At 63.2% G+C, this 21,900-nt stretch carries 20 protein-coding genes and 1 pseudogene; 12 read left to right on the top strand and 9 right to left on the bottom strand.

What is annotated here, in order from left to right; genetic code table 11:
• Positions 1-399, top strand: a 399-nt coding sequence (locus tag NKH97_RS32175; protein WP_352799766.1) for an integrase core domain-containing protein, incomplete at its 5' end; no start/stop codon positions are given.
• A 130-nt stretch (positions 400-529) separates the two neighbouring features.
• Here the strand turns inward: NKH97_RS32175 and NKH97_RS32170 are convergent.
• The 3 genes from NKH97_RS32170 to NKH97_RS32160 form a co-directional block, all read right to left on the bottom strand.
• Positions 530-1,375, bottom strand: a complete 846-nt coding sequence (locus tag NKH97_RS32170; protein WP_128302888.1) for an aldo/keto reductase — start codon at positions 1,373-1,375, stop codon at positions 530-532.
• 86 nt (positions 1,376-1,461) lie between these two features.
• Positions 1,462-1,854 (bottom strand): CopM family metallochaperone, encoded by a 393-nt coding sequence (copM, locus tag NKH97_RS32165; protein ID WP_128302887.1) that lies wholly within the window; start codon positions 1,852-1,854, stop codon positions 1,462-1,464.
• A 42-nt stretch (positions 1,855-1,896) separates the two neighbouring features.
• Positions 1,897-4,401 (bottom strand): heavy metal translocating P-type ATPase, encoded by a 2,505-nt coding sequence (locus tag NKH97_RS32160; RefSeq protein WP_352799764.1) that lies wholly within the window; start codon positions 4,399-4,401, stop codon positions 1,897-1,899.
• Positions 4,402-4,588: 187 nt separating this feature from the next.
• Here NKH97_RS32160 and NKH97_RS32155 point away from each other — a divergent pair, with 187 nt between their 5' ends.
• From NKH97_RS32155 to murJ, 3 genes are all read left to right on the top strand, one after another.
• Positions 4,589-5,407 (top strand): glycosyltransferase family 25 protein, encoded by an 819-nt coding sequence (locus NKH97_RS32155; RefSeq protein ID WP_128302885.1) that lies wholly within the window; start codon positions 4,589-4,591, stop codon positions 5,405-5,407.
• Positions 5,408-5,485: 78 nt separating this feature from the next.
• Positions 5,486-8,287: a [protein-PII] uridylyltransferase gene (locus tag NKH97_RS32150; RefSeq protein WP_023811636.1), complete on the top strand. Its 2,802-nt coding sequence runs from the start codon at positions 5,486-5,488 to the stop codon at positions 8,285-8,287.
• 46 nt (positions 8,288-8,333) lie between these two features.
• Positions 8,334-9,932, top strand: coding sequence for a murein biosynthesis integral membrane protein MurJ (murJ, locus tag NKH97_RS32145; protein WP_023811635.1), 1,599 nt, complete (start codon positions 8,334-8,336; stop codon positions 9,930-9,932).
• A gap of 61 nt (positions 9,933-9,993) precedes the next feature.
• On the opposite strand, the gene NKH97_RS32140 is transcribed toward murJ, so the two are convergent.
• Entirely contained in the window at positions 9,994-10,191 is a 198-nt protein-coding gene (locus tag NKH97_RS32140; protein WP_050592693.1) for a hypothetical protein, read from the bottom strand.
• 546 nt (positions 10,192-10,737) lie between these two features.
• On the opposite strand from NKH97_RS32140, the gene trpS reads away from it, so the two are divergent.
• From trpS to NKH97_RS32125, 3 genes are all read left to right on the top strand, one after another.
• A complete protein-coding gene (gene trpS / locus NKH97_RS32135) occupies positions 10,738-11,805 on the top strand; it encodes a tryptophan--tRNA ligase (protein WP_023811632.1) in 1,068 nt (355 codons plus the stop codon).
• A 93-nt stretch (positions 11,806-11,898) separates the two neighbouring features.
• Positions 11,899-12,390 (top strand): universal stress protein, encoded by a 492-nt coding sequence (locus NKH97_RS32130; protein ID WP_013528063.1) that lies wholly within the window; start codon positions 11,899-11,901, stop codon positions 12,388-12,390.
• Positions 12,391-12,546: 156 nt separating this feature from the next.
• Complete coding sequence (locus NKH97_RS32125; protein WP_023811631.1) at positions 12,547-13,116, top strand: NifU family protein; 570 nt, start codon at positions 12,547-12,549, stop codon at positions 13,114-13,116.
• A 113-nt stretch (positions 13,117-13,229) separates the two neighbouring features.
• Here NKH97_RS32125 and NKH97_RS32120 read toward each other — a convergent pair whose 3' ends face one another.
• Positions 13,230-13,847 carry a L,D-transpeptidase gene (locus NKH97_RS32120; RefSeq protein WP_013528066.1) on the bottom strand — a complete coding sequence of 206 codons (618 nt, stop codon included), beginning with the start codon at positions 13,845-13,847 and terminating at the stop codon, positions 13,230-13,232.
• Between the two features lie 226 nt (positions 13,848-14,073).
• On the opposite strand from NKH97_RS32120, the gene cueR reads away from it, so the two are divergent.
• From cueR to NKH97_RS32095, 5 genes and pseudogenes are all read left to right on the top strand, one after another.
• A complete protein-coding gene (gene cueR, locus NKH97_RS32115; RefSeq protein ID WP_023811630.1) occupies positions 14,074-14,496 on the top strand; it encodes a Cu(I)-responsive transcriptional regulator in 423 nt (140 codons plus the stop codon).
• 59 nt (positions 14,497-14,555) lie between these two features.
• Positions 14,556-14,987, top strand: a complete 432-nt coding sequence (locus NKH97_RS32110; RefSeq protein WP_023811629.1) for an OsmC family protein — start codon at positions 14,556-14,558, stop codon at positions 14,985-14,987.
• A gap of 950 nt (positions 14,988-15,937) precedes the next feature.
• Positions 15,938-16,269, top strand: a pseudogene (locus tag NKH97_RS32105) (SMR family transporter).
• 326 nt (positions 16,270-16,595) lie between these two features.
• Complete coding sequence (locus tag NKH97_RS32100; protein ID WP_127289952.1) at positions 16,596-16,784, top strand: hypothetical protein; 189 nt, start codon at positions 16,596-16,598, stop codon at positions 16,782-16,784.
• A gap of 93 nt (positions 16,785-16,877) precedes the next feature.
• Positions 16,878-17,378, top strand: a complete 501-nt coding sequence (locus NKH97_RS32095; RefSeq protein WP_023811626.1) for an MmcB family DNA repair protein — start codon at positions 16,878-16,880, stop codon at positions 17,376-17,378.
• Between the two features lie 16 nt (positions 17,379-17,394).
• Here NKH97_RS32095 and nhaA read toward each other — a convergent pair whose 3' ends face one another.
• From nhaA to NKH97_RS32075, 4 genes are all read right to left on the bottom strand, one after another.
• Entirely contained in the window at positions 17,395-18,603 is a 1,209-nt protein-coding gene (nhaA, locus tag NKH97_RS32090; RefSeq protein ID WP_023811625.1) for a Na+/H+ antiporter NhaA, read from the bottom strand.
• 63 nt (positions 18,604-18,666) lie between these two features.
• Entirely contained in the window at positions 18,667-19,230 is a 564-nt protein-coding gene (locus tag NKH97_RS32085; protein WP_013528072.1) for an ActR/PrrA/RegA family redox response regulator transcription factor, read from the bottom strand.
• Between the two features lie 85 nt (positions 19,231-19,315).
• Positions 19,316-20,647 carry an ActS/PrrB/RegB family redox-sensitive histidine kinase gene (locus NKH97_RS32080; RefSeq protein ID WP_032909257.1) on the bottom strand — a complete coding sequence of 444 codons (1,332 nt, stop codon included), beginning with the start codon at positions 20,645-20,647 and terminating at the stop codon, positions 19,316-19,318.
• A 116-nt stretch (positions 20,648-20,763) separates the two neighbouring features.
• On the bottom strand, positions 20,764-21,900 hold a 1,137-nt coding region (locus tag NKH97_RS32075), incomplete at its 5' end, for an ATP-dependent helicase C-terminal domain-containing protein (RefSeq protein WP_502897118.1).

The raw sequence follows: 21,900 nt of genomic DNA, 5'->3' as shown, positions 1-21,900 counted from the left end.
GAAGAGCGCTTCCACCGCTCGCTCAAGGCCGAAGCGATGGCCGGACCTGCTTTCGAAAATCTCGATCGCGCGCAGAAAGCCTTCGATGCCTGGCGCGACCTCTACAACACCGAAAGACCTCACGATGGCCTCAAGGGTTGCGTCCCCCTCGACAGATACACACCCTCGCCGCGATCCTTCTGCGAGGCCGTCGAAGCTTTCGACTACCCACAAGACGCCATCGTTCGCAAGGTCCAGAAAGAGGGCCGCGTCGCCTTGTGCGGCTACATCCTGCGCCTCTCCAAGGCATTTGGAGGGAAAGCCGTGGCCTTCACCCCCACCGGCAAGGACGGCGTCTTCCAAGCCTTCTTCAGACATCAGAAAATAGAAACAGTCGACCTCAACCTCTGCAGACGATAAGTGACAAAACTGTTCGCGATGTCCTCGCACACCTGTTCGCGATGTCTCCGGTCCAAACACCCCCTTGCGGGGGAGATGTCCGGCAGGACAGAGGGGGGTGTGACGGAACGGGCCTTCGCTATCTGCGCGCCTAAATCATCTCCAGCCCGCGTTTGCGCGTCGGTGGCGGAAAGCCACGGTCGAGATCGGCGATGTCCTGAGGCGTAAGCTTGATGTCGAGCGCGGCGACATTCTGGCGGACGTGCTCCTGGCTGCTGGCCTTCGGAATGGCGATGACGCCGGCCTGATGCATCACCCAGGCCAAGGCGATCTGGGCGGCCGTGGCGTTGTGGCGGGCGGCGACGGCGTCGAGCCTGGCATTGCGCGCCAGCGCGCCCTGCTCGACCGGCGAATAGGCCATCAAGGGAATGTTGCGCTGCCGGCTCCAACGCGCCAGGTCGAATTCGAGGCCACGCCGGACCAGATTGTAGAGCACCTGGTTGGCCTGGACACTGCCGCCATCGGGCAAGGAGGTCAGCTCTTCCATCTCGTCGGTGTCGAAATTGCTGACGCCCCAGTGGCGGATCTTGCCGGCCTTTTTCAGGGCCTCGAAGGCCGCGACGGTTTCCGTCAATGGCACGCTGCCGGGCCAATGCAGCAGATAGAGATCGATGCGGTCGGTGCGCAGGCGTTTCAGGCTGTTTTCGCAGGCGCGCTGCACGCCCGCGCGCGAAGCATTTGATGGCAGAACTTTCGAAACCAGGAAGGTCTCGTCGCGGCGCCCGGCAATGGCTTCGGCCACCACCTCCTCGGCGCCGCCGCTGGCATACATTTCGGCGGTGTCGATCAGTGTGATGCCGAGGTCGAGGCCGAGCTTGAGGGCGTTGACCTCAGAGGTGCGGCGATTGTTATTCTCGCCCATCTTCCATGTGCCCTGGCCAAGCACCTGAACTGCTTCGCCAGAGGGCAGTTTGGTGGTTCTGATGGTCGATGGCATGGCGGGCTCCAGTTGGGGCTGGATCGCATCATAGGCTGGACGAGAAATCCAGAGGCGTTCTCGCCGCGCTGGCTATGGCTGAAGACTTACTTCACCGGATGGGCGGCGAGCCAGGCCTGCATCTGCTTGATCTCGGCTTCCTGCGCGGCGATGACGCCTTCGGCGAGCTTGCGGATTTCCGGGTCCTTGCCATTGGCAAGTTCGACCTTGGCCATGTCGATCGCACCCTGATGGTGCGGGATCATGCCTCTGACGAAATCGACGTCGGCATTGCCGGTATAGTCGGACGCCATCATGTCGGCATGCATCTTGTCCATCGCCGCCTTGTAGCCTTCGGTCGAAGGGCTGGTCGCATCCGCCGCCATAGCGCCCATGTCGTGTTTCATTTCCTCACTCTGCGCCGGAACGCTTTCGAGGAAGACGGCAACCAGCATTCCGGCCGCCATCAGCAGCAGCACGAGTTTTTTGGCCAAGGTCATTCATGGTCTCCTGTTGAGTGGTTTCGTATTTGGGGGCTTGGATCAGAGTTTCAATGTTCTCAGCCGCAATGCGTTTGCGATCACCGACACCGAAGACAGACTCATCGCCGCGGCCGCCAGCATCGGCGACAGAAGCGTGCCGGTGAGCGGATAGAGCACGCCGGCGGCGACCGGCACGCCCAGCACATTGTAGAGGAAGGCGAAGAACAGATTCTGACGGATGTTGCGGATCGTCGCCTGCGCCAGCGTGCGGGCGCGCACGATACCGTTGAGGTCGCCCTTGACCAGAGTGATACCGGCGCTTTCGACGGCGACATCGGCGCCGGTGCCCATGGCGATGCCGACATCGGCGGCGGCAAGGGCCGGTGCGTCGTTGACGCCGTCCCCGGCCATGGCAACGCCGGCGCCTTTTGCGCGCAGTTCCTCGACAAGGGCTGCCTTCTGTTCCGGCAGCAGGCCGGCGCGGACCTCGTCGATGCCGAGGCTTCTGGCGATCGCGTTGGCCGTGCGTTCATTGTCGCCGGTTGCCATGATGATCCGCAAGCCGCTTTCATGCAGCGCCTTGATCGCCTCGGCCGTCGTTGCCTTGATAGGGTCGGCGACGGCGACGATGCCGGCCAGTTTTTTGTCGACAGCGACGAACATCGCCGTCTTGCCTTCGAGTTGCAACGCCTCGGCCTTGGCCGAGATGGATGCGATGTCGACGCCAAGGTCGGCCATCATCGCGGCATTGCCGAGCGCGACCGTCTTTCCCGAGACCGAACCGGACACGCCCTTGCCGGTGACCGCCTCGAAGGCGCTGGCCTCGGCAACTGTCACGCCGCGCGTAGCGGCGCCGTCGACGATGGCTTCAGCCAGCGGATGCTCCGACCCCTTCTCCAGACCGGCGGCAAGCGCCAGCAATTCCTCCTCGGAAAAACCGTTTGCCGCAACGACATCGGTCAGCTTCGGCCGGCCTTCGGTCAGCGTCCCCGTCTTGTCGACGATCAGCGTGTCGACGGAAGCGAAGCGTTCGAGTGCTGCGGCCTCCTTGATCAGCACACCGGCATGCGCTCCGCGCCCGGTGGCGGTCATGATCGACATCGGCGTGGCAAGGCCGAGCGCACAGGGGCAAGCGATAATCAGCACCGACACCGCCGAGACGATGGCAAAGATCAGGCTGGGCTCGGGTCCAAACACGGCCCAGGCGGTGAAAGCGACAATCGCGACAAGGACGACGGCCGGGACAAAGTAGAAAGAAACGCGATCGGCCAACCCTTGAATCGGGGCGCGCGAGCGCTGCGCCTTGGCGACGAGCTCGACGATGCGCGCCAGCGTCGTCTCGGCGCCAACCTTCTCAGCGCGCATGATCAGCGCACCATTCTTGTTGAGCGTGCCGCCGGTCAGCGCATCGCCCTCGACCTTCTCGACCGGCAACGGCTCGCCCGTGATCATCGATTCGTCGATCGAGGACCGCCCTTCCAGCACCGTGCCATCGACCGGCACGGCGTCACCGGGGCGTATGCGCAGGCGATCGCCGGCCTTGACGGCGTCGAGGGGCACGTCGTTTTCGGAACCATCGGCGGCAATCAGCCGCGCGGTCTTCGGCGCCAGATCGAGCAAGGCGCGGATCGCCGAACCGGTCTTTTCACGGGCGCGCAGCTCCAGCACCTGACCAAGGAAGACCAGCGCAACGATGACGGCGGCAGCCTCGAAATAGACGGGCACCGCACCGCCATGGCCGCGGAACTGATGCGGGAAAATGTCCGGAAACAGCGTGGCGACGACGCTGTAGAGATAGGCAGCGCCAACGCCGAGCGAGATCAGCGTCCACATGTTGGGGCTGCGGTTGACCAGCGAGTCCCAGCCGCGGTGGAAGAAGGGAAAGGCGGCCCAAAGCACCACCGGACTTGCCAGGACCAGTTCGATCCAGACCTTTGTCCGGTCCTCGACCAGGCCTTCAAACATCAAGCCGATCATGGGCGCCATTGCGATGATCAGAAGGGGGACCGAAAGGACAGCGCTCACCCAAAACCGCCTGGTGAAATCGACCAGCTCGGGATTTGGCCCTTCATCGCCCGTCGGCACGCCCATCGGCTCCAGCGCCATGCCACAGATCGGGCAGGATCCTGGCTTGTCGCGGATGATTTCGGGATGCATCGGGCAGGTGTATTGCGTGCCTTTGGGCATCGGCTGCGGTGCCGGCCTGTCGCCGAGATATTTTTGCGGCTCCGCCTCGAATTTCGCCTGGCAGGCGGCCGAGCAGAAGTAAAAGCCCTGGCCTTCGTGGCGGGCAAAGTGCCTGGCTGTCGCGCGATCGACGCTCATACCGCAGATCGGATCGGTGGCCGTCAGGAATTTTTCCGGCTCGGCGACGAATTTCGTGCGGCAGCCCTGGCTGCAGAAATGATAGGGATGGCCATCATGCTCGGTCGTCGGCTTGCCGGCGACCGGATCGACAGTCATGCCGCAGACCGGATCGCGGACGACGCTCTTCGTGGTGGGCACGGCGCCTTGTGTCGAGCAGCAGCTACTATGCGCGTGATGATCGTGATCGGAATGCGTCATTCGAAAATGCCTTGATTTATCGGCGTGTGACGTGGAGATAGGGCTTCCAGTAACTGGAAGGTCAAGGGCTGTTTCAACTTTTCTTCTCCGGTCCACGGCGCGTCCATCCTCCCCCAGAAAAAGTCTCACGCGGCAACACCACGCCTGCTAGAGAGCGAGCGTCCCGGGGGTGAGATTTTCTTTGGCAATGAAGCGTCTGGTCATCAATCTCGATCGGTCTCCCGATCGCCTTGCCCGTGTGACGGCGGAGTTTGCCCGCATCGGCGTCCCGTTCGAACGCGTTCAGGCCATCGACGCACGGGATCGGCCGGACCTGGACCAGCTGCCGCAAAATGTCGGATATCGGAACAGGCTGCCATTGACTGACGGCGAGATCGCCTGCCTGCTCAGTCACCGGGCCTGCTGGGCCGCCATAGCGCAAGGCGACGCTCGCTACGGGGCAATCTTCGAGGACGACATCGTCTTTGCCGCGAAAGCCGGCGCATTGCTTCGCGACAGCAACTGGATTCCAGCCGATGCCGAAGTCGTCAAGCTCGAAAGCTATTTTTGCAAGACCGTGATCCGACGCAAGCGCATTGACATCGGTCACGGCTTTTCCACATCCAAACTCGACGCTGGACATATAGGAACCGCCGGCTACATCATCTCCAGGCAAACCGCGCTCGACCTGATCAAGGCCACCGAGGAGATCGGCATCGCTGTCGACGACCTTGTCTTCAACCCCGAGTTTTCGGTTTTGCGAGGCGAGACAATCTATCAGCTTGTTCCTGCGCTCTGCGCGCAAGATCAGTTCCTTGGCGACAGGGCGCTCCAATTGCCAAGCCTGCTCAGGGAAAAGCGGGATATCCAGTGCGCCGCCGGGACCGGGAAACGCAGAAAGACAGCCATAGCGAAGGTCAAAGCCGAGGCTCGGCGGATAGGCAAGCGCATTGTCGATTTCTGTCGACTGAAGCGGAGAATGGTTATTCCATTTACTTATCCGAGCCAAAGCTCAACCGGGTCTTGAACCGGCTTTCAACGCCCCATACCCAGCGCCACGAAAACGCGCTATAGACGCCGCCGAACGGCAAGGCCGACTGGATATATGGCAAGAATCTCCCTGAAGCTCGACGAATTGATCGACGGCGAAGCCTTGCGCCGCGAGATGACCGCGCTGACCGCGGCCACGGCGGATGATGGCTCAGGGCAGGCCGCGCGCAATGGCGTGCTCCAACTGCTCAAGGGACGACTGGCGGAAGGGCGCGCCATTGCCGAACGAATGCTGATGGACGATGGCGGCGGCAGCGCCTGCGCGGCGCGGCTGTCGCATCTCATGGACGAGATCATCCGGGCGCTTTACGATTTCGCCGTCACCCATGTCTACCGGGTCAAGAACCCGTCCTCGGCGGAGCGCATGGCCGTCGTCGCTGTCGGCGGCTACGGCCGTGGAACGCTGGCGCCCGGATCCGACATCGACCTTCTGTTCCTGCTGCCCTACAAGCAGACGCCGTGGGGCGAACAGACAGTCGAATACATGCTCTACATGCTGTGGGACCTGGGGCTGAAGGTCGGCCACGCCACCCGTAACATCGACGAATGCCTGCGCCTGTCGCGCACCGATGTCACCATTCGCACCTCGATCCTCGAAGCACGTTTCCTGTGGGGCGAGGAAAAGCTCTATGATGAACTGATGCTGCGGTTCGATCATGAGGTGGTGCGCACGACCGGCCCCGAATATGTCCAGGCCAAGCTTGCCGAACGCGATGACCGCCATGCCAAGGCCGGCGAAAGCCGCTATCTGGTCGAGCCCAACGTCAAGGACGGCAAGGGCGGCCTGCGCGACCTGCAGACGCTGTTCTGGATCGGCAAATATTTCTATCGGGTGCGTACCGGCGAGGAACTGGTCGACAAGGGCGTCTTCACCGAGGGCGAATACCGCGAGTTCCAGAAGGCGGAGGATTTCCTGTGGGCGGTACGCTGCCACATGCATTTCCTCACCGGCAAGGCCGAAGAGCGGTTGCATTTCGACATCCAGCGCGAGATCGCCGAACGGCTCGGCTACACCACACACCCCGGCCTGTCGGCGGTCGAGCGCTTCATGAAGCACTACTTCCTCGTTGCCAAGGACGTCGGCGACCTGACCCGCATCTTCTGCGCGGCGCTCGAGGAGGAGCAGGCCAAGCACGTTCCTGGCTTCAACCGCATCTTCCTGACTTTCTCCAGGCGCAAACGCAAGCTGGCCGGCACCTCCGATTTCATTGTCGACAACCACCGCATCAACATCGCCGACGACCAGGTGTTCGAGCGCGATCCGGTCAATCTGCTCAGGCTGTTCTGGTTCGCCGACAAGCACGGTCTGGAATTCCACCCTGACGCGCTCAAGCTGCTGACCCGTTCGCTCGGCCTGGTCAACAAGTCGCTGCGGCGCGACGAGGAGGCCAACCGGCTGTTCCTCGACATATTGACCTCGGATCGCAATGCCGAACTCAATCTGCGTCGCATGAACGAAGCCGGACTGCTCGGCAAGCTGATCCCGGATTTCGGCAAGATCGTCGCCATGATGCAGTTCTCGATGTACCACCACTACACGGTGGACGAGCATCTGATCCGCTGCATCGGCGTGCTGGCCGAGATCGAGCGCGGCGACGGCGAAAAGGTCCACCCCCTCTCGCACACGCTGATGCCGAGCCTGAAGAAGAGCCGCGAAGCGCTCTATGTCGCCGTACTGCTGCACGACATCGCCAAGGGCAGGCCGGAGGACCATTCCGAGGCGGGGGCCAGGATCGCCCGTCGGATCTGCCCGCATATGGGGCTGTCGCCTGCCGATACCGAAACCGTGGCCTGGCTGGTCGAGAACCACCTCGTGATGTCGATGACGGCGCAGACCCGCGACCTCAACGACCGCAAGACCATCGAGGATTTTGCCGCGATCGTGCAGTCGGTCGAGCGGCTGAAGCTGCTTTTGATCCTCACCGTCTGCGACATCAGGGGCGTCGGACCCGGTGTCTGGAACGGCTGGAAGGGCCAGCTGCTGCGCACGCTCTACTACGAGACCGAATTGCTGCTGACCGGCGGGTTTTCGGAAGTGTCGCGCGCGCAGCGCACGGCGGCGGCGCGCGAGCGCCTGGCCGAGGCGCTTGCCGACTGGCCGGACAAGGCCCGCAAGCGCTATGTCGGCCAACACTACGAGAATTACCTTTTGACCGTCGATCTCGCAGACCAGTTGCGCCATGCCGAGTTCATCCGCGAAGCGGACGTGTCAGGCAACAAGCTTGCCACCATGGTCAAGACCCACCAGTTCGAGGCGGTGACCGAAATCACCGTGCTGGCGCAGGACCACCCCCGCCTGCTCTCTGTCATCGCCGGGGCTTGCGCCGGAGCCGGCGGCAACATTGTCGACGCGCAGATCTTCACGACGTCGGATGGCCGCGCGCTCGACACGATCCTGATCAGCAGAGAATTCGATCGCGACGAGGACGAGCGCCGGCGCGCCGAACGTGTCGGCCGGCTGATCGAGGACGTGCTGTCGGGCAAGAGCTGGCTGCCGGAAATGATCGAGAAGCGCACCAAGCCGCGGCGCGGCTCCAAGGTGTTCAAGATCCCACCGCGTGCCGAAATCCGCAACACGCTGTCGAACCGTTTTTCGGTCATCGAGGTCGAGGGCCTCGACCGGCCGGGACTGCTGTCGGAGATCACCGGAACGCTTTCCGACCTGTCGCTCGACATCGCATCGGCCCACATCACCACCTTCGGCGAAAAGGTCATCGACACTTTCTATGTCACCGATCTCACTGGCCAGAAGATAGATAGCCCGGCCCGCATCGCCACCATCCGCAATCGGCTGATGGCAACGCTCGAAGGCATCGTGCCCGAACGCGGCGGCAAGCCCAGGGCGGCGGCCGAGTGACAACGACCATCACTTTGTCCCAATTGCGCAGGCAGTTCCCAAAAGCATGAGCCTCGTCAAGAAATTCGCAACGGTCGCTTCCGGCACGCTGATGAGCCGCGCGCTCGGTTTCGGCCGCGAGATGCTGATGGCTGCTGCACTCGGTACCGGACCGGTTGCCGATGCCTTCAACGCCGCTTTCCAGTTTCCCAACACCTTTCGCCGGCTGTTTGCCGAGGGGGCCTTCAACGCCGCCTTCGTGCCGCTGTTCGCCAAGGAGATCGAGACCCACGGTACCGAAGGCGCCAAGCGCTTTTCCGAGGAAGTGTTCGGCGTGCTGTTCACGGCGCTGCTGGCGCTGACGATCATCATGGAACTGTCGATGCCGCTGATCGTGCGCTATCTGGTGGCGCCGGGTTTTGCCGGCACGCCGGGGAAGTTCGACACCACGGTGACGCTGGCAACGATCATGTTTCCCTATCTGATCTGCATGTCGCTGGGCGCGATGATGGCGGGCATGCTGAATTCGCTGCGCCGCTATTTCGCCGCCGCGGTGGCCCCGGTGTTCCTCAACATCATCCTGATCGGCGTGCTCGCCTATGCCTGGTACAAGGGCTCGGATGCCCTCACCGTCGGCTACGGGCTGTCCTGGGGCGTGCTTGCCGCCGGACTGGTGCAACTGGCGATCGTCTGGGTGGCGGTGCGCCACGCCGGCATCTCGATCGGCTTCCGCCGGCCGAAAATGACGCCCGCGGTCAAGCGGCTGCTGATCCTGGCGCTGCCGGCGGCCATCACCGGCGGCATCACCCAGATCAACCAGCTGATCGGCACGGCGATCGCCTCGGCACAGAACAGCGCGGTGTCCTCGCTCGCCTATGCCGACCGCATCTACCAGTTGCCGCTCGGCGTGGTCGGTGTTGCGGTGGCGATCGTGCTGTTGCCCGAACTGTCGCGGGCGCTGAAGTCGGGCAATCTGATCGAGGCGGCCAATCTGCAGAACCGCTCGGTCGAGTTCACGCTGTTCCTGACCTTGCCGGCAGCCGCGGCACTCTGGGTGATGTCTGAGCCGATCGTGCGGCTGGTCTATGAGCGCGGCGCGTTCGCCGCCAACGGATCGACGCCGACGGTGGCGGCGATCCTGGCGATCTTCGGCCTCGGCCTGCCGGCCTTCGTGCTGATCAAGGCGTTCACCCCAGGCTATTTCGCCCGCGAGGACACGCGCACGCCGATGATCTTTGCCGCCATCTCGGTGGCGGTGAACGTCACCACGGCGCTGACGCTGTTTCCACGGATGGGGGCGCCCGGCATTGCGGTGGCCTCGGCCGTCGCCGGCTGGGTCAACGCGGTGATGCTGCTCGGCGTCTTGATCCGGCGCGGCCATTGGGGCCGCGACGTACCGCTGATGAAGCGCATTCCACGTCTGGTGCTGTCCGCCGTGGTGATGGGCGCTGCGCTCTATTTTGCCGAACACTGGTTCGCCATCAGGCTTGGGCCGGGCTCGCCGCTGGTGGTCAAGGCGGCGACGCTGCTGTCGCTGGTTGCCGGTGGGGCGCTGCTTTATTTCATCACCGCGTTTGCCACCGGCGGCGCCGATTTCGGGATGATCCGGCGCAATGTCGGACGGAAAGGATCGCCGCCGACTAGGGAACAGTCTCCAGATCCGTGAGCCGGAATTTATTGCAATGTCCCACCCCTCATTGCGACGATAGCGGCTGCTTCGACAAACATTAGTCTTCTCCAGACAATTCGTCGTAGACGGAGGGTGGCAAGGTGTTGCGCGCCTGCCCCCTCAGTTCAATTCCGAGTTCGGCCCGAAGCCGTGCCGCGGTCTCCAGCGGCGTCTCGCGGCTGCGCCTGCGCTGCAGTGCCTCTTGCATACCGACCACGCCGGCGGGGCGCTTCTGACCTTCAGATCCGGTGGGCATTCAAGGCGTCTCCTCCAAGGTCGCTATGTAATGCACCCGGCTGCCGCTCGCGTACATGATGAAGTGCTTGTTGCCAAAGCGGTCGTTTTTGACAGTGAGCGACGTAGTGAAGCGCGGAGCGTTTCGTGGCAATGGGGTCGTGGCGACGGGTGGCAGATGGCTCGCGGCTAGCCGCGATAGAAGCACGACTAATTGCCCTTCGGCCAGCGACTTCTCTGGGATGGAATCCTCCCATTGATCGGGCGCCCCGTGGCGTACAATCTTCCAAACTCGCGCCAAGTCTCCGGCCCCTGCTTTCCGCGAAGCATATAGGTGCTTTTGCATATTTCAAATTTCAAACTGAGACACTCCCGGTTTCTTGTCTCTGTTCCTTGTAGTCTGCTCCAAGGCCCAATGGCCTCTTGATCCTCTCACCGCTCTCGTCCATAAGCGCGCCGTCGCAAGACTTTCGCCGCGCGCGGTTTCCAGCCGCGTGATTGGCTCCGAAAAGTCTGCAACTTTTCGGAATCACACTTATACGGCCCTCCACAAGCCATGAGGACAATCATGACCGCCTTCAAGCCACTCGTCTTTTCCGGTGTCCAGCCGACCGGCAATCTGCACCTCGGCAACTATCTCGGCGCCATCAAGAAATTCGTCGCCCTGCAGGACACCTCCGATTGCATCTATTGCGTCGTCGACCTGCATTCGCTGACAGCTCAACTCGTTCATGAAGACCTAGCCGACCAGACGCGGTCGATCACCGCTGCGTTCCTGGCCTCGGGCATCGACCCGAAGAAGCACATCGTCTTCAATCAGTCGCGGGTCATGCAGCATGCGGAGCTCGCCTGGATCTTCAATTGCGTGGCGCGCATCGGCTGGATGAACCGCATGACGCAGTTCAAGGACAAGGCCGGCAAGGACCGCGAGAACGCGTCGCTCGGCCTGCTAGCCTATCCTTCGCTGATGGCTGCCGACATCCTGCTCTACCGTGCCACCCACGTGCCGGTGGGCGAGGACCAAAAGCAGCATCTGGAACTCACACGCGACATCGCGCAGAAATTCAACAACGACTTCTCCGACCGCATCGCGGCCCTTGGCATCGGCGTCGAGATGCAGGTCGGCGAAGAGACCGTGAACGGCTATTTCCCGCTGACCGAGCCGGTCATCGGTGGGCCGGCGGCGCGCATCATGTCGCTGCGCGACGGCTCCAAGAAAATGTCCAAATCGGACCCGTCGGATTTGTCGCGCATCAACCTGACCGACGATGCCGATGACATCTCGAAGAAGATTCGCAAGGCCAAAACCGACCCGGAAGCGTTGCCGAGCGAGCTGGACGGCCTGGCCGGCCGGCCCGAGGCGGAGAACCTGGTCGGCATCTATGCGGGTCTCGCCGAGATGTCGAAGGCGGATGTACTCAAGGAATTCGCCGGCCAGCAGTTTTCCGTGTTCAAGCCGGCCTTGGCCGATCTTGCAGTGGAAAAACTGGCGCCGATCGCCAGCGAGATGCGCCGCATTTCGGATGACCGCGCCTATGTCGACGCGGTGCTCAAGGATGGCGGCGAGCGCGCCGGCGTGCTGGCCGAAGCGACGATGAAGACGGTGCGCGACATTATCGGCCTGCTGCAGGGCTGATCGCGACATCGGGTGCACTGGCACAAGGCCGGCGGCTTGCCGCCGGTCCCCCGCAGTGGCAGATTGCGGCCGCACGACACCGAGTAGATAGACATGGTCTCCAAACGCCTCAGCCGCGAAGCCGGCCATCGCAGGAAATTCCTGACGATCATCGACGACACGCCGGAATGCGAGCGCGCCGTCGCCTATGCCTCGAAACGGGCGCAGAGCACCAGCGGCACGCTGGTGCTGCTCTATGTCATCGTGCCGGACGATTTCCAGCATTGGCTGGGTGTCGAGAAGATCATGCGCGAGGAAGCCAACGCCACGGCGCGCGCCGCACTCGACAGCTATGCCAACAAGGTGCGCCAGAAGCTCGGCATCGAGCCCGAGATGGTGGTGCGCGAAGGCAAGCCGACGGAAGAGATCCACAAATTGATCGAGGAAGACCAGGACATCGCCATCCTGGTGCTGGCCGCCGGTGCGGGCAAGGAAGGCCCGGGGCCGCTGGTCGGCGCCGTGGCCGGCAAGGGTGCCGCCTTCCCGATCCCGGTGACTGTCGTGCCGCAGAACCTGTCGGACGAGGAAATAGACAGCCTGGCCTGAGATTTTGCTCTTCAGGTGATGCCGCTCCGATTTTGGGCGCGAAAAAACATTCCGCCAGCCAGCCGTTCCGGCGATGCGTTTCGCTTGAATGTCCATCCAATTGAGCCTATTTAGAATTGTTCCAAACTAGATGCCCAAACGGGCACGGAGACGGCCATGTTCATCCAGACCGAATCGACGCCAAACCCGGCGACGCTGAAATTCCTGCCCGGCAAGGAAGTGCTTCTGGAAGGCACCGCCGATTTCCGCGATGCCGACAGCGCCGCCGTCGCCTCGCCGCTGGCCGGCCGGCTGTTCGAAATTCCTGGCGTCACCGGCGTTTTCTTCGGCTATGACTTCATCACCGTGACCAAGGATGGCCCCGACTGGCAGCATCTGAAGCCGGCGATCCTCGGCGCCATCATGGAGCATTTCATGTCCGGCGCGCCTGTCATGGCCAAGGCTGGCCCGGCCGCAGAGACCAGCCAGACCGGTGAGTTCTACGACAAGGCCGACGAGGAGCTGGTCATCACCATCAAGGAACTGCTCGATACACGGGTGCGCCCGGCGGTCGCCCAGGATGGAGGCGACATCACCTTCCGCGGCTTCGAGAACGGCACGGTGTTCCTGCACATGAAGGGCGCCTGCGCCGGCTGCCCGTCCTCGACGGCGACGCTGAAGCACGGCATCCAGAACCTTCTGCGCCATTTCGTGCCGGAAGTGCAGCAGGTCGAGCAGGTCTCGTAGAGACCTCCTTCTCGAGGCATTAGAGGCAAACAACAAAAAACCGGGCCGAATTGCCCGGTTTTCTGCTTGGGACGTCCGTTGTTGCCTAGACGGTCCGCGTACGAAAACTGCCTCTAGAGAACGATGACCTTGGCGCCGACCGAGGCGCGGTCATAGAGGTCGATAATGTCCTGATTCATTAGGCGGATGCAGCCAGACGACATAGCCTTGCCGATCGAATTCCATTCCGGGCTGCCATGCAGGCGATAGCCCGAATCGCCGCCCTTGTTGAACAGGTACATGGCGCGCGCGCCGAGCGGGTTCTTCAGGCCCGGCTCCATGCCGCCGGCAAACTTTTCCAATTCCGGCTGGCGCTGGATCATCTGCCTCGGCGGTGTCCAGGTCGGCCATTCGCGCTTGAGCGCAATGTGGGCGGTGCCATGCCACTCGAAGCCCTCGCGGCCGACGCCGATGCCGTAGCGAATGGCCCTGCCGTCGCCCTCGATGAAGTAGAGGAACTTGTTCTGCGTATCGACTATGATCGTGCCCGGCTTTTCCGGGCTGTCGTAGTTCACTTCCTGCCGATGGTACTTCATCGGCACTTTCTCGATCGGGATCCGCGGCAGCTGATAACCGGCGTCGGTGACCGCGCCGTAGTCGTTGGAGAAGATCTGCGAGCCGATGGTGCTGCAACCGGCGATAGCAGTGGAGAGCGCCAGTGCGGCGATGATTGCAAACGACTTCATGCGCATCAGGTGATCCGGTGCCCCGCCCAACTTCGGCGGCACGAGTCGGCCGCTCTCTCATCGTCATTCATGCTGGCATTTGCTTTGCTTGCCAAGCGCGCGATGCCTATATGCCTGCCTTGACGTACCGGTAAGCGTATCACTATGGCATTTTGGCAACAGGACTCACAGGATTGTGAAGCAAATTCAAGGGGCCTGCTCCATGGGCTCCTGGAAATCGAGGAGAACCGTCATGAATGTCGGTGACGCCGCCCACCGCTCCGGCCTGCCGGCCAAGACTATCCGCTACTATGAAGAGATCGGCCTGATCGCCCCGGCGCGGGCCGCCAACGGCTACCGCGATTATTCCGGAGACGACATCCATCGGCTGGCCTTCCTGCGCCGCGCGCGCAATCTGGGCTTTTCCATCGACGATTGCCGCCAGTTGATGGCGCTTTACCAGGATCGCAGCCGCGCCAGCCACAACGTGCGCGAAATCGCCGCCGCCCATGTCACGGCGATCGAGGAGAAAGTGCGCGAGTTGCAGTCGATGCGCTCGACGCTGCAGAAACTGATCCATGCCTGCCACGGCGACGAAAGGCCGGATTGTCCGATCCTTGATGACATGGCGGGAGCGGCGTTGCTCAGCGACAGGGGCACCTCTGCGGCTGCATAATGACCCTACGTCGACGAGGCCCGACGCCTGGTCGACTCCTGCCGGGAGGACGTCCACAAATGGTCTCGATGAGCGTCGAACTGCGCAATATGGGGGGCACGCAGGCGGCCATGGGCTGGGCCGGCGGCCACACGATCATCGTCGACCGGCCCGAAGGCAAGGCCGGCGGCATGGGCCTGGGCTTCAATGGCGGCCAGCTGCTCGCCCTGGCGATCGGCGGCTACTTCTGCAACGACCTTCGCTACGTTGCCGAGGAAATGGGCATAACGCTCAACAAGATCGCCGTGACCGTGACGCTGAACCTCGAAGGCAAGCCTTTGCTCGCGACTTCGTCAACCATGACGGTTTCCTGCACGACGCTGGACGGCTCCGACCCGGCGGAGATCATCACAAGGGCCGCGGCGATTTCCACGGTCAGCAACTCCCTGCGCCAGGGCGTGCCGGTGAGCATCGAAACGGACGCAACGGCGACCGGCTTGTCGGAGGAATGATCCCCGGGAACAGGCGCATTTGGCCGCGTGGATTGTCAGAGATCGCTAAATAGGCCCACCGCCGGCACAGCAGAGCGATTGATCCAATTTTCTTCGGCATCTGGGCGCGTCAATCTGACGCGCTATGTCTTCCCTTGTTGCAATGATCAACGATGGAGATTGGCATGGATCGGCGATTGTTTCTGACTAGAATGCTTGGGCTGGCAGGGGCTGCGACCGTCGTCGCAATCGCGCGTCCTGCCACCGCCTTGGCCGGCATCCCCAATACGGGGCCGGGCATTCTCGATGAGCTCGACAAACCGTCCGACGACATTCTCGACCCGGATGGTCCCGATGTCCAGGACGGCGTCGAGTTCGTGCGGCACCGCAGGTGGCACCGCCGCCGTCGTCGACGCGGGTGGAGGCGGGTTTGCCGTCGCTATTGGCGCCACGGTTCCTGGCGCCGCAGGTGTTTCCGCAGATCCTTCTGGATCCACTTCTGACGAGACCTGCAACGCGAAGGTCCCGGAGTCCGCCGGCGCCTTCGCTATCGCTGCAGGCTTGAACCCAATCGGTAAAAAAGGCCCGCCGCCCCTCGGCAGCGGGCAGGTCCTGGAGTGCCGGGGGATCAACCCGGCATGGGTCAACGAGCGGGTCACCGGTTGGTTGCAGGGATCGGCCCGGTAGCCTTCCTTTGGGTGGACCGCCACCGGGCCTGACCGGAGCGGGGTGTATTGGGGGAGCCCCGGCTGCTTCGAAAATATCACCTTTCACTTATATTCGCTCTAGCTAATTAACAGGAGCGACGCAGCCCGGAGTGTAGCTGGGTGGGCCTCATCGGACAGGCGCGCGCCCTTGCAATCGACGAGACTCTGCGCCGCTCGCGGCGAGGCACGATCACGGGAAAGTGAACGTGACGCCATCGTAGCGTTCTGATCATTAGATGCCTCCCGCCACTGGAGGTTCATCGAATGCCAGCTTATGCCATTCTTGCCCTGGCTATTGTCGGTGAGGTCATCGCGACCAGCGCGATGAGGCCTCGGAAGGCTTCACCAGGCTTGGCCCGTCGATGTTGGTGCTGCTCGGTTACGCCACGGCGTTTTTCTTTCTGTCCCAGGTGCTGGACCGCATACCGGTCGGCGTTGCCTATGCAGTATGGGCGGGCGGCGGCATTGTTCTGGTCGCGCTGGTCGCTTGGATTGTCTACGGGCAACGGCCCGACGTGGCAGGTTTTGTCGGCATGGGCCTGATCTTGGCTGGAGTGCTGGTTTTAAACCTGCTGTCCAAAACGGGCGTTCATTGAGGTCCGACAACTACACGATCGCCTACATAAAGGCGGTTATATATTTGACAGGCCTAACGCCAAAATGGCCGGCGCAGGTTGCCGGATGAATGATGATCCGCGCCGGCCACTGCGGCTTCTTTGAGGGGTTGCCGCCTGCCGGGAGCTAGAGCGCGCGAATTGGCCGGCAATTGAGGCCCAGCCGCTTGGTTAAAAATGTACAGTGAATCCTTATTGAAGCCACCTCACAGCGTATTAAAATCCCAAGGTCACCGGCTACGGGTTAACGGCGCACCGGTGATTGAGAGTAACGCTAAGCTCCCGCCCTTATGGATGGGAGGTTGGCCATGTCTCAGTTCGATAGCTCGGTATCGGCTTTTGACTGCGATATTTTGCGCAGCGCGTTCATAAAAATCGTCATCCAGAAGAACATTCCAGAGGACAAATGGCGGGCCGAGGCCGAGCTTTTGATCCGGGAGTATACGGATAGCGACGACATTGAGCCCGGTTTAGCGGAATGGATCGCGCGGAAGTAGCCCGCGATGAAAGAGTGGAAGCCCGACGATTACCTGAAAGCGCCCACATAAAACAGGTTCAAACCGTGAACAGAATCTGGCATGGTGCCTGGCATGCCGATCATCTCCCCCATCCCCATCAATCCTCTCATCGACGGCCGCCAGTCCGAACGCGCCATGCTGGTGCGGCGCGGCGTACAGCGGCTGCTCATGGATATGGGCGCACATGTGTTGCCCGAGCTGTCGCTGGCCACGGGCCGCCGCGCCGACCTCGTCGCGCTGACCCGGCAGGGCGATATCTGGATAATCGAGATCAAATCCTCGATCGAGGATTTCAGGGTCGACCGCAAATGGCCCGACTACCGGCTGCATTCCGACCGCTTCTTCTTCGCCACCCATCCCGGCGTGCCCTCGGAAATCTTTCCGCAGGAATGCGGCTTCATCCTTTCCGACGGCTATGGCGCCGAGATCCTGCGCGATGCGCCCGAGCACCGCATGGCAGCGGCAACGCGCAAGGCGCTGATGCTGCGGGTCGCGCGGGCCGGCGCTTCGCGGCTGCTGGCGGCAGAGCTTGCCGGCGTGTCGGTGCCGGCGCTGGAGGGTGAGAGCGAGTAACGGCCCGTCCTTCAGTCTATGACCGGCTCTGCTCTTCATCGTCCTCCACGCCACCCTTGGCGGGCGCCATGAGCAGCACGGCAGCACCCAGAATGGCGGCGATGAAGGAGCCGGCGAGGATGCCGACCTTGACCGCGTCCTGCAGCGCCACGTCGCCGGCGAAGGCGAGCAGGCCGATGAACAGGCTCATGGTGAAGCCGATGCCGCACAGCAGCGATATGCCGATCATGTGCGTCCAGCCGGCATTGGCGGGCAGGTCGGCAAGACCGAGCCGGATCGCAAGTGCCGAGGAGCCGAACACGCCGACCAGCTTGCCAACCACCAGGCCGGCGGCGACACCCAGCGTCAACGGCTCGATCAGCGCACTGACGCTGAGGCCGGCCAGCGAAACGCCGGCATTGGCAAAGCCGAAGATCGGGATGACGACGAAGGCCACAATCTTGTGCAGGCCGTGCTCGAGCCGGTGCAGCGGCGAATGGTCGAGATCGTGGCCGATGCCGGCGGAGCGCTCAAGCGGGATGGTCAGCGCCAGCGCCACGCCGGCGAGCGTGGCATGGACGCCGGATTTCAGCACCAGCATCCACAAGATGACGCCGAGCACGAGATAGGGAACCAGCGTCATCACCCGCATGCGGTTGAGCACGACAAGCGCGGCAATGACGGCGAAGGCAGCACCCAGATAAGCCAGCGACAGGCCGCTGGTGTAGAAGATGGCGATGATGATGACGGCACCGAGGTCGTCGATGATCGCCAGTGCTGTGAGGAACACCTTCAGCGAAGCCGGCACGCGGCTGCCGAGCAGCGACAGCACGCCGAGCGCGAAAGCGATGTCGGTGGCGGTCGGGATCGCCCAGCCGGACAGGGCGGCCGCATTGTCGCGGTTGACGGCCACATAGACGAGTGCGGGAACCACCATGCCGCCGGCGGCTGCAATGCCGGGCAGCACGCGCCGGGGCCAGGTGGAGAGCTGGCCGTCCAGCATCTCGCGCTTGATCTCCAGTCCGACGAGCAGGAAGAACACCGCCATCAGCCCGTCATTGACCCAATGCGAGACGCTGAGCGGGCCGAGATAGGCGTGGAGCGCGGAGAAATAGGTTTCGGCGAGCGGCGAATTGGCGACGATCAGGGCCAGTGCCGCCGCCACCATCAGGATGATGCCGCCAGCCGCTTCACTATCGAGGAATTCGCGGAAGACGGAAACCGGCCGATGCTTCAAGTCCTGCATGTCGCCTCCGTCATGCCGTCTGTTTTGGCGGGCTTCGATCCCGCAAGATGGGAAACGGCGGCCTTAACGCGGCGCCCGCTTGGCCAGTATGCGCTGCAAGGTGCGTCGGTGCATGTTGAGCCGGCGCGCTGTCTCGGAGACGTTGCGCTCGCACATCTCATAGACGCGCTGGATATGCTCCCATCGAACGCGGTCGGCTGACATCGGGTTTTCCGGCGGCGCCGCGCGCTCGCCGGCGGTGCGGGTGAGTGCCGCGAAGATATCATCGGCGTCGGCGGGCTTGGAGAGATAATCGACCGCACCGAGCTTCACCGCGGTCACCGCGGTGGCGATGTTGCCGTAGCCGGTCAGGATGATGGTGCGGGAATCCTCGCGCTTTTCGCGGATGGCCGCGACCACGTCGAGGCCGTTGCCGTCGCCGAGCCGCATGTCGACCACGGCGTAGGCGGGTGGATTGGCGCGCGCCTTGGCAACCGCCTCCTCGACGCTCTCGGCCGTCTCGACCACGAAGCCCCTGGCTTCCATGGCGCGGGCCAGACGCGTGAGGAACGGCTTGTCGTCATCGACGACAAGCAGCGAGGTGTCCTCGCCTTCAACCATTGCGCCAATATTCTCGTCGCCTGTCATAGTCTCAAAATTCCTGCTGCCTTAATTTTACGCAAATATAGTTCCTGAGCCTCCTTGTCCAATTTTTAGAGGTCCTTCAAGGCTCTCAGGCGGTGTCGAACATGCTGGCCGAAGTGATTTCCGGATTGAGGAACACACCACGCGGCCACGATATCTGGACCATGGCGCCCTCGCCCAGGCCGCTCGAATTGCGGAAATCGAGCACGGCACCAGAGCGTTCGAGCAGGGTCTTGGCGATGAACAGGCCGAGGCCCAGACCGCCGCCTGTTTCATTGCCTTGGCGCGTCGACATATAGGGCTCGCCGATGCGGTCGATGATCTCGGCTGGAAAGCCGGGGCCGTCATCGATGATCGAGAAGGTGACGATGGCCTCGTCCCAACTCCAGCGCACGGTTACGCTTTTGCGGGCAAAATCGACGGCGTTCTCGACCAGGTTGCCGAGGCCGTAGATGACGCCCGGATTGCGTCGCCCGACCGGCTCGGGGCCGATGCGTTCGCCGGGCCGAAGCTTGATCGAGATGCCGAAGTCCCGGTGCGGCGCGGTGACCTCCTCGACCAGCGAAGTCAGTGGCAATCGCGAAAGATGCGCCTCGCCCTCGGAGGACAGGCTGGTCAGCCGCTTGAGAATCTCGCGGCAACGCTCGCTCTGCGAACGCAACAGCGTCACATCTTCCCCGTATTTCGGATCCTTGCCGAGCGCCTTTTCCATCTCCTTGGCGACAAGCGCGATGGTGGCGAGCGGCGTGCCGAGCTCGTGCGCGGCCGCGGCGGCCAGCCCGTCGAGTGCCGAAAGGTGCTGCTCGCGCTGCAGCACGAGCTCGGTTGCGGCGAGCGCATTGGCCAGAAGCCGGGCTTCGGCGGCCACCCGGAAGGCGTATATGGCGGTGAAGGCGATCGAGGACAGCACCGCCATCCACATGCCGGCGACATAGAGAAAAGGCATCGCCAGCGGCGCGTCCTCATGCCAGGGCAGCGGCAGATGGACAAAGACCAGAAAGGTCGCCGCCGACATGACCAGCCCGCCGAGGATGGCGGTCAGGCGCAGGGGCAGCGATGTCGCCGAAATGACGACAGGCACGGTCATCAGCAGCGAGAACGGGTTGGTGAGGCCGCCGGTCATGTAGAGCAGGCCGGCAAGCTGCAGGCTGTCGAAGATGAGGATGCCGAAGGCCGCAAGCGGCGTGAGCCGGTGCGCTGCCGGAAAGCGAAAGGCGAGAAACAGGTTCATCCAGGCCGAACAGGCGATTAGGGCAAAGCAGAGGCTGACCGGCAGTGGAAACTTCAGCCCATAGGCGACGACGAGCACCGTCAGGCTCTGACCGACAATGGCAAGCCAGCGCAACCGGATCAGCGTGTTGAGGCGCAGTCTCTGGCTCTGCTGGAAATCGGGCGAACGCAAAACGTTGATCATGGCCATGAATTACAGCCGCGAAGCGCTGAAGGCTAGGTCCCGCCCCAATCCGAGGAGTCGGATGGGGCTCTACTTCTTGTTTGAGCATGACCTTTCCAAAAACCGGTTTCCACTTTTTGGGATCATGCTCTGGGTTTTGCGCGGGCGGTGGCGGTCGCGAGCAGCGGGTTTTCCGGCCAGACGTGCTTGGGATAACGGCCGCGCATATCGGCGCGCACATCGGCCCAGGAGCCGCGCCAGAAGCCGGGCAGGTCGCGCGTCGTCTGGATTGGCCGGTGCGCCGGCGACAGGAGTTCGAGCGTCAGCGGCACACTGCCATTGGCGATGGCGGGATGGCGGTCGAGGCCGAACAGCTCCTGCACGCGAATCGCCAGCACCGGCCATTCGCCGTCATAGCGGATCGGCACATGGCTGCCCGACGGGGCATCGAAATGGGTCGGCGCCAGCGTATCGATCCTGCGCTGCAGATCATGCGGCACGAGGCTGGCCAGCCCGGCCGAGACAACGCCCGCATCTATGGCGGCAAACGATGCCGCGCCGGACAGGTAAGGCAGCAGCCAGTCATTGAGGCGCGCGATGAGAGCAGCATCCTCCATATCGGGCCAAGGCGCGCCAAGGCCGCGATGCAGCCAGCCAAGCCGCTGGCGCAGCGTTTGCGCCTCCTTGCTCCAATTCAGCAGCGACAGCCCGTGCTGGCGCACCGCATCGAGGACGGCGCGGTCGGCGTCGGGCCCCGTTGGCGGCGGCAGCATGCGTTCGGCGAGCGTGATGGCGCCAAGGCGCACGGTTTCACGCACACGCACGGCGCGCTTGTCGCGGTCGAAGCTCGTTTCGCGGCGGACCTCGATCCTGTCCGCCAGCGCAGCGCGGACATCGTCCTCGCCGATCGCCGCCGCCGCCGTGATGCGCGCATTCTGTGCCTTGCCCTGCAGGTCGGCGACGACCAGAAACGGCTCGCCCGCCAGCGGATCGCCGGCGTCGAGCATGGCGCCGGAGCCGTTGGCCAGCACGAAACGACCACGCTCGCCACGCGCCTTCGCCACCCGATCCGGCCAGGCGTGGACGAGCAGGGGACCGGCTGACTTACCCTCCCCCTTGTGGGGAGGGTCGGCGAGCGCGCCTTGCGCAGCAAGGCGCCGGAGACGGGGTGGGGGTGCAGCGCTCGGCCTGGGGGGGGCCCCCCCCCCCCCCGCGCCGCGGGGGGCCCCCCCCCCCCCGCGGGGGGGGGGGGGGCGGGGGCGCCGCCCGCCCCCCCCCCG

Source organism: Mesorhizobium sp. M0870 (genome assembly GCF_040319775.1).
Classification (GTDB): Bacteria; Pseudomonadota; Alphaproteobacteria; order Rhizobiales; family Rhizobiaceae; genus Mesorhizobium.
The sequence above is the reverse complement of the archived record's forward strand: the minus strand, read 5'-3'. Positions and strand labels throughout refer to the sequence as shown.

Coding starts and splice junctions, on each gene's coding strand:
- NKH97_RS32160 (WP_352799764.1), bottom strand. CDS start 4,401: ATGACGCATTCCGATCACGATCATCACGCGCATAGTAGCTGCTGCTCG.
- NKH97_RS32080 (WP_032909257.1), bottom strand. CDS start 20,647: ATGGCCATGATCAACGTTTTGCGTTCGCCCGATTTCCAGCAGAGCCAG.
- NKH97_RS32125 (WP_023811631.1), top strand. CDS start 12,547: ATGTTCATCCAGACCGAATCGACGCCAAACCCGGCGACGCTGAAATTC.
- NKH97_RS32150 (WP_023811636.1), top strand. CDS start 5,486: ATGGCAAGAATCTCCCTGAAGCTCGACGAATTGATCGACGGCGAAGCC.
- NKH97_RS32100 (WP_127289952.1), top strand. CDS start 16,596: ATGTCTCAGTTCGATAGCTCGGTATCGGCTTTTGACTGCGATATTTTG.
- cueR (WP_023811630.1), top strand. CDS start 14,074: ATGAATGTCGGTGACGCCGCCCACCGCTCCGGCCTGCCGGCCAAGACT.
- NKH97_RS32130 (WP_013528063.1), top strand. CDS start 11,899: ATGGTCTCCAAACGCCTCAGCCGCGAAGCCGGCCATCGCAGGAAATTC.
- copM (WP_128302887.1), bottom strand. CDS start 1,854: ATGACCTTGGCCAAAAAACTCGTGCTGCTGCTGATGGCGGCCGGAATG.
- NKH97_RS32085 (WP_013528072.1), bottom strand. CDS start 19,230: ATGACAGGCGACGAGAATATTGGCGCAATGGTTGAAGGCGAGGACACC.
- NKH97_RS32120 (WP_013528066.1), bottom strand. CDS start 13,847: ATGCGCATGAAGTCGTTTGCAATCATCGCCGCACTGGCGCTCTCCACT.
- NKH97_RS32155 (WP_128302885.1), top strand. CDS start 4,589: ATGAAGCGTCTGGTCATCAATCTCGATCGGTCTCCCGATCGCCTTGCC.
- NKH97_RS32110 (WP_023811629.1), top strand. CDS start 14,556: ATGGTCTCGATGAGCGTCGAACTGCGCAATATGGGGGGCACGCAGGCG.
- nhaA (WP_023811625.1), bottom strand. CDS start 18,603: ATGCAGGACTTGAAGCATCGGCCGGTTTCCGTCTTCCGCGAATTCCTC.
- NKH97_RS32170 (WP_128302888.1), bottom strand. CDS start 1,375: ATGCCATCGACCATCAGAACCACCAAACTGCCCTCTGGCGAAGCAGTT.
- trpS (WP_023811632.1), top strand. CDS start 10,738: ATGACCGCCTTCAAGCCACTCGTCTTTTCCGGTGTCCAGCCGACCGGC.
- murJ (WP_023811635.1), top strand. CDS start 8,334: ATGAGCCTCGTCAAGAAATTCGCAACGGTCGCTTCCGGCACGCTGATG.
- NKH97_RS32095 (WP_023811626.1), top strand. CDS start 16,878: ATGCCGATCATCTCCCCCATCCCCATCAATCCTCTCATCGACGGCCGC.
- NKH97_RS32140 (WP_050592693.1), bottom strand. CDS start 10,191: ATGCCCACCGGATCTGAAGGTCAGAAGCGCCCCGCCGGCGTGGTCGGT.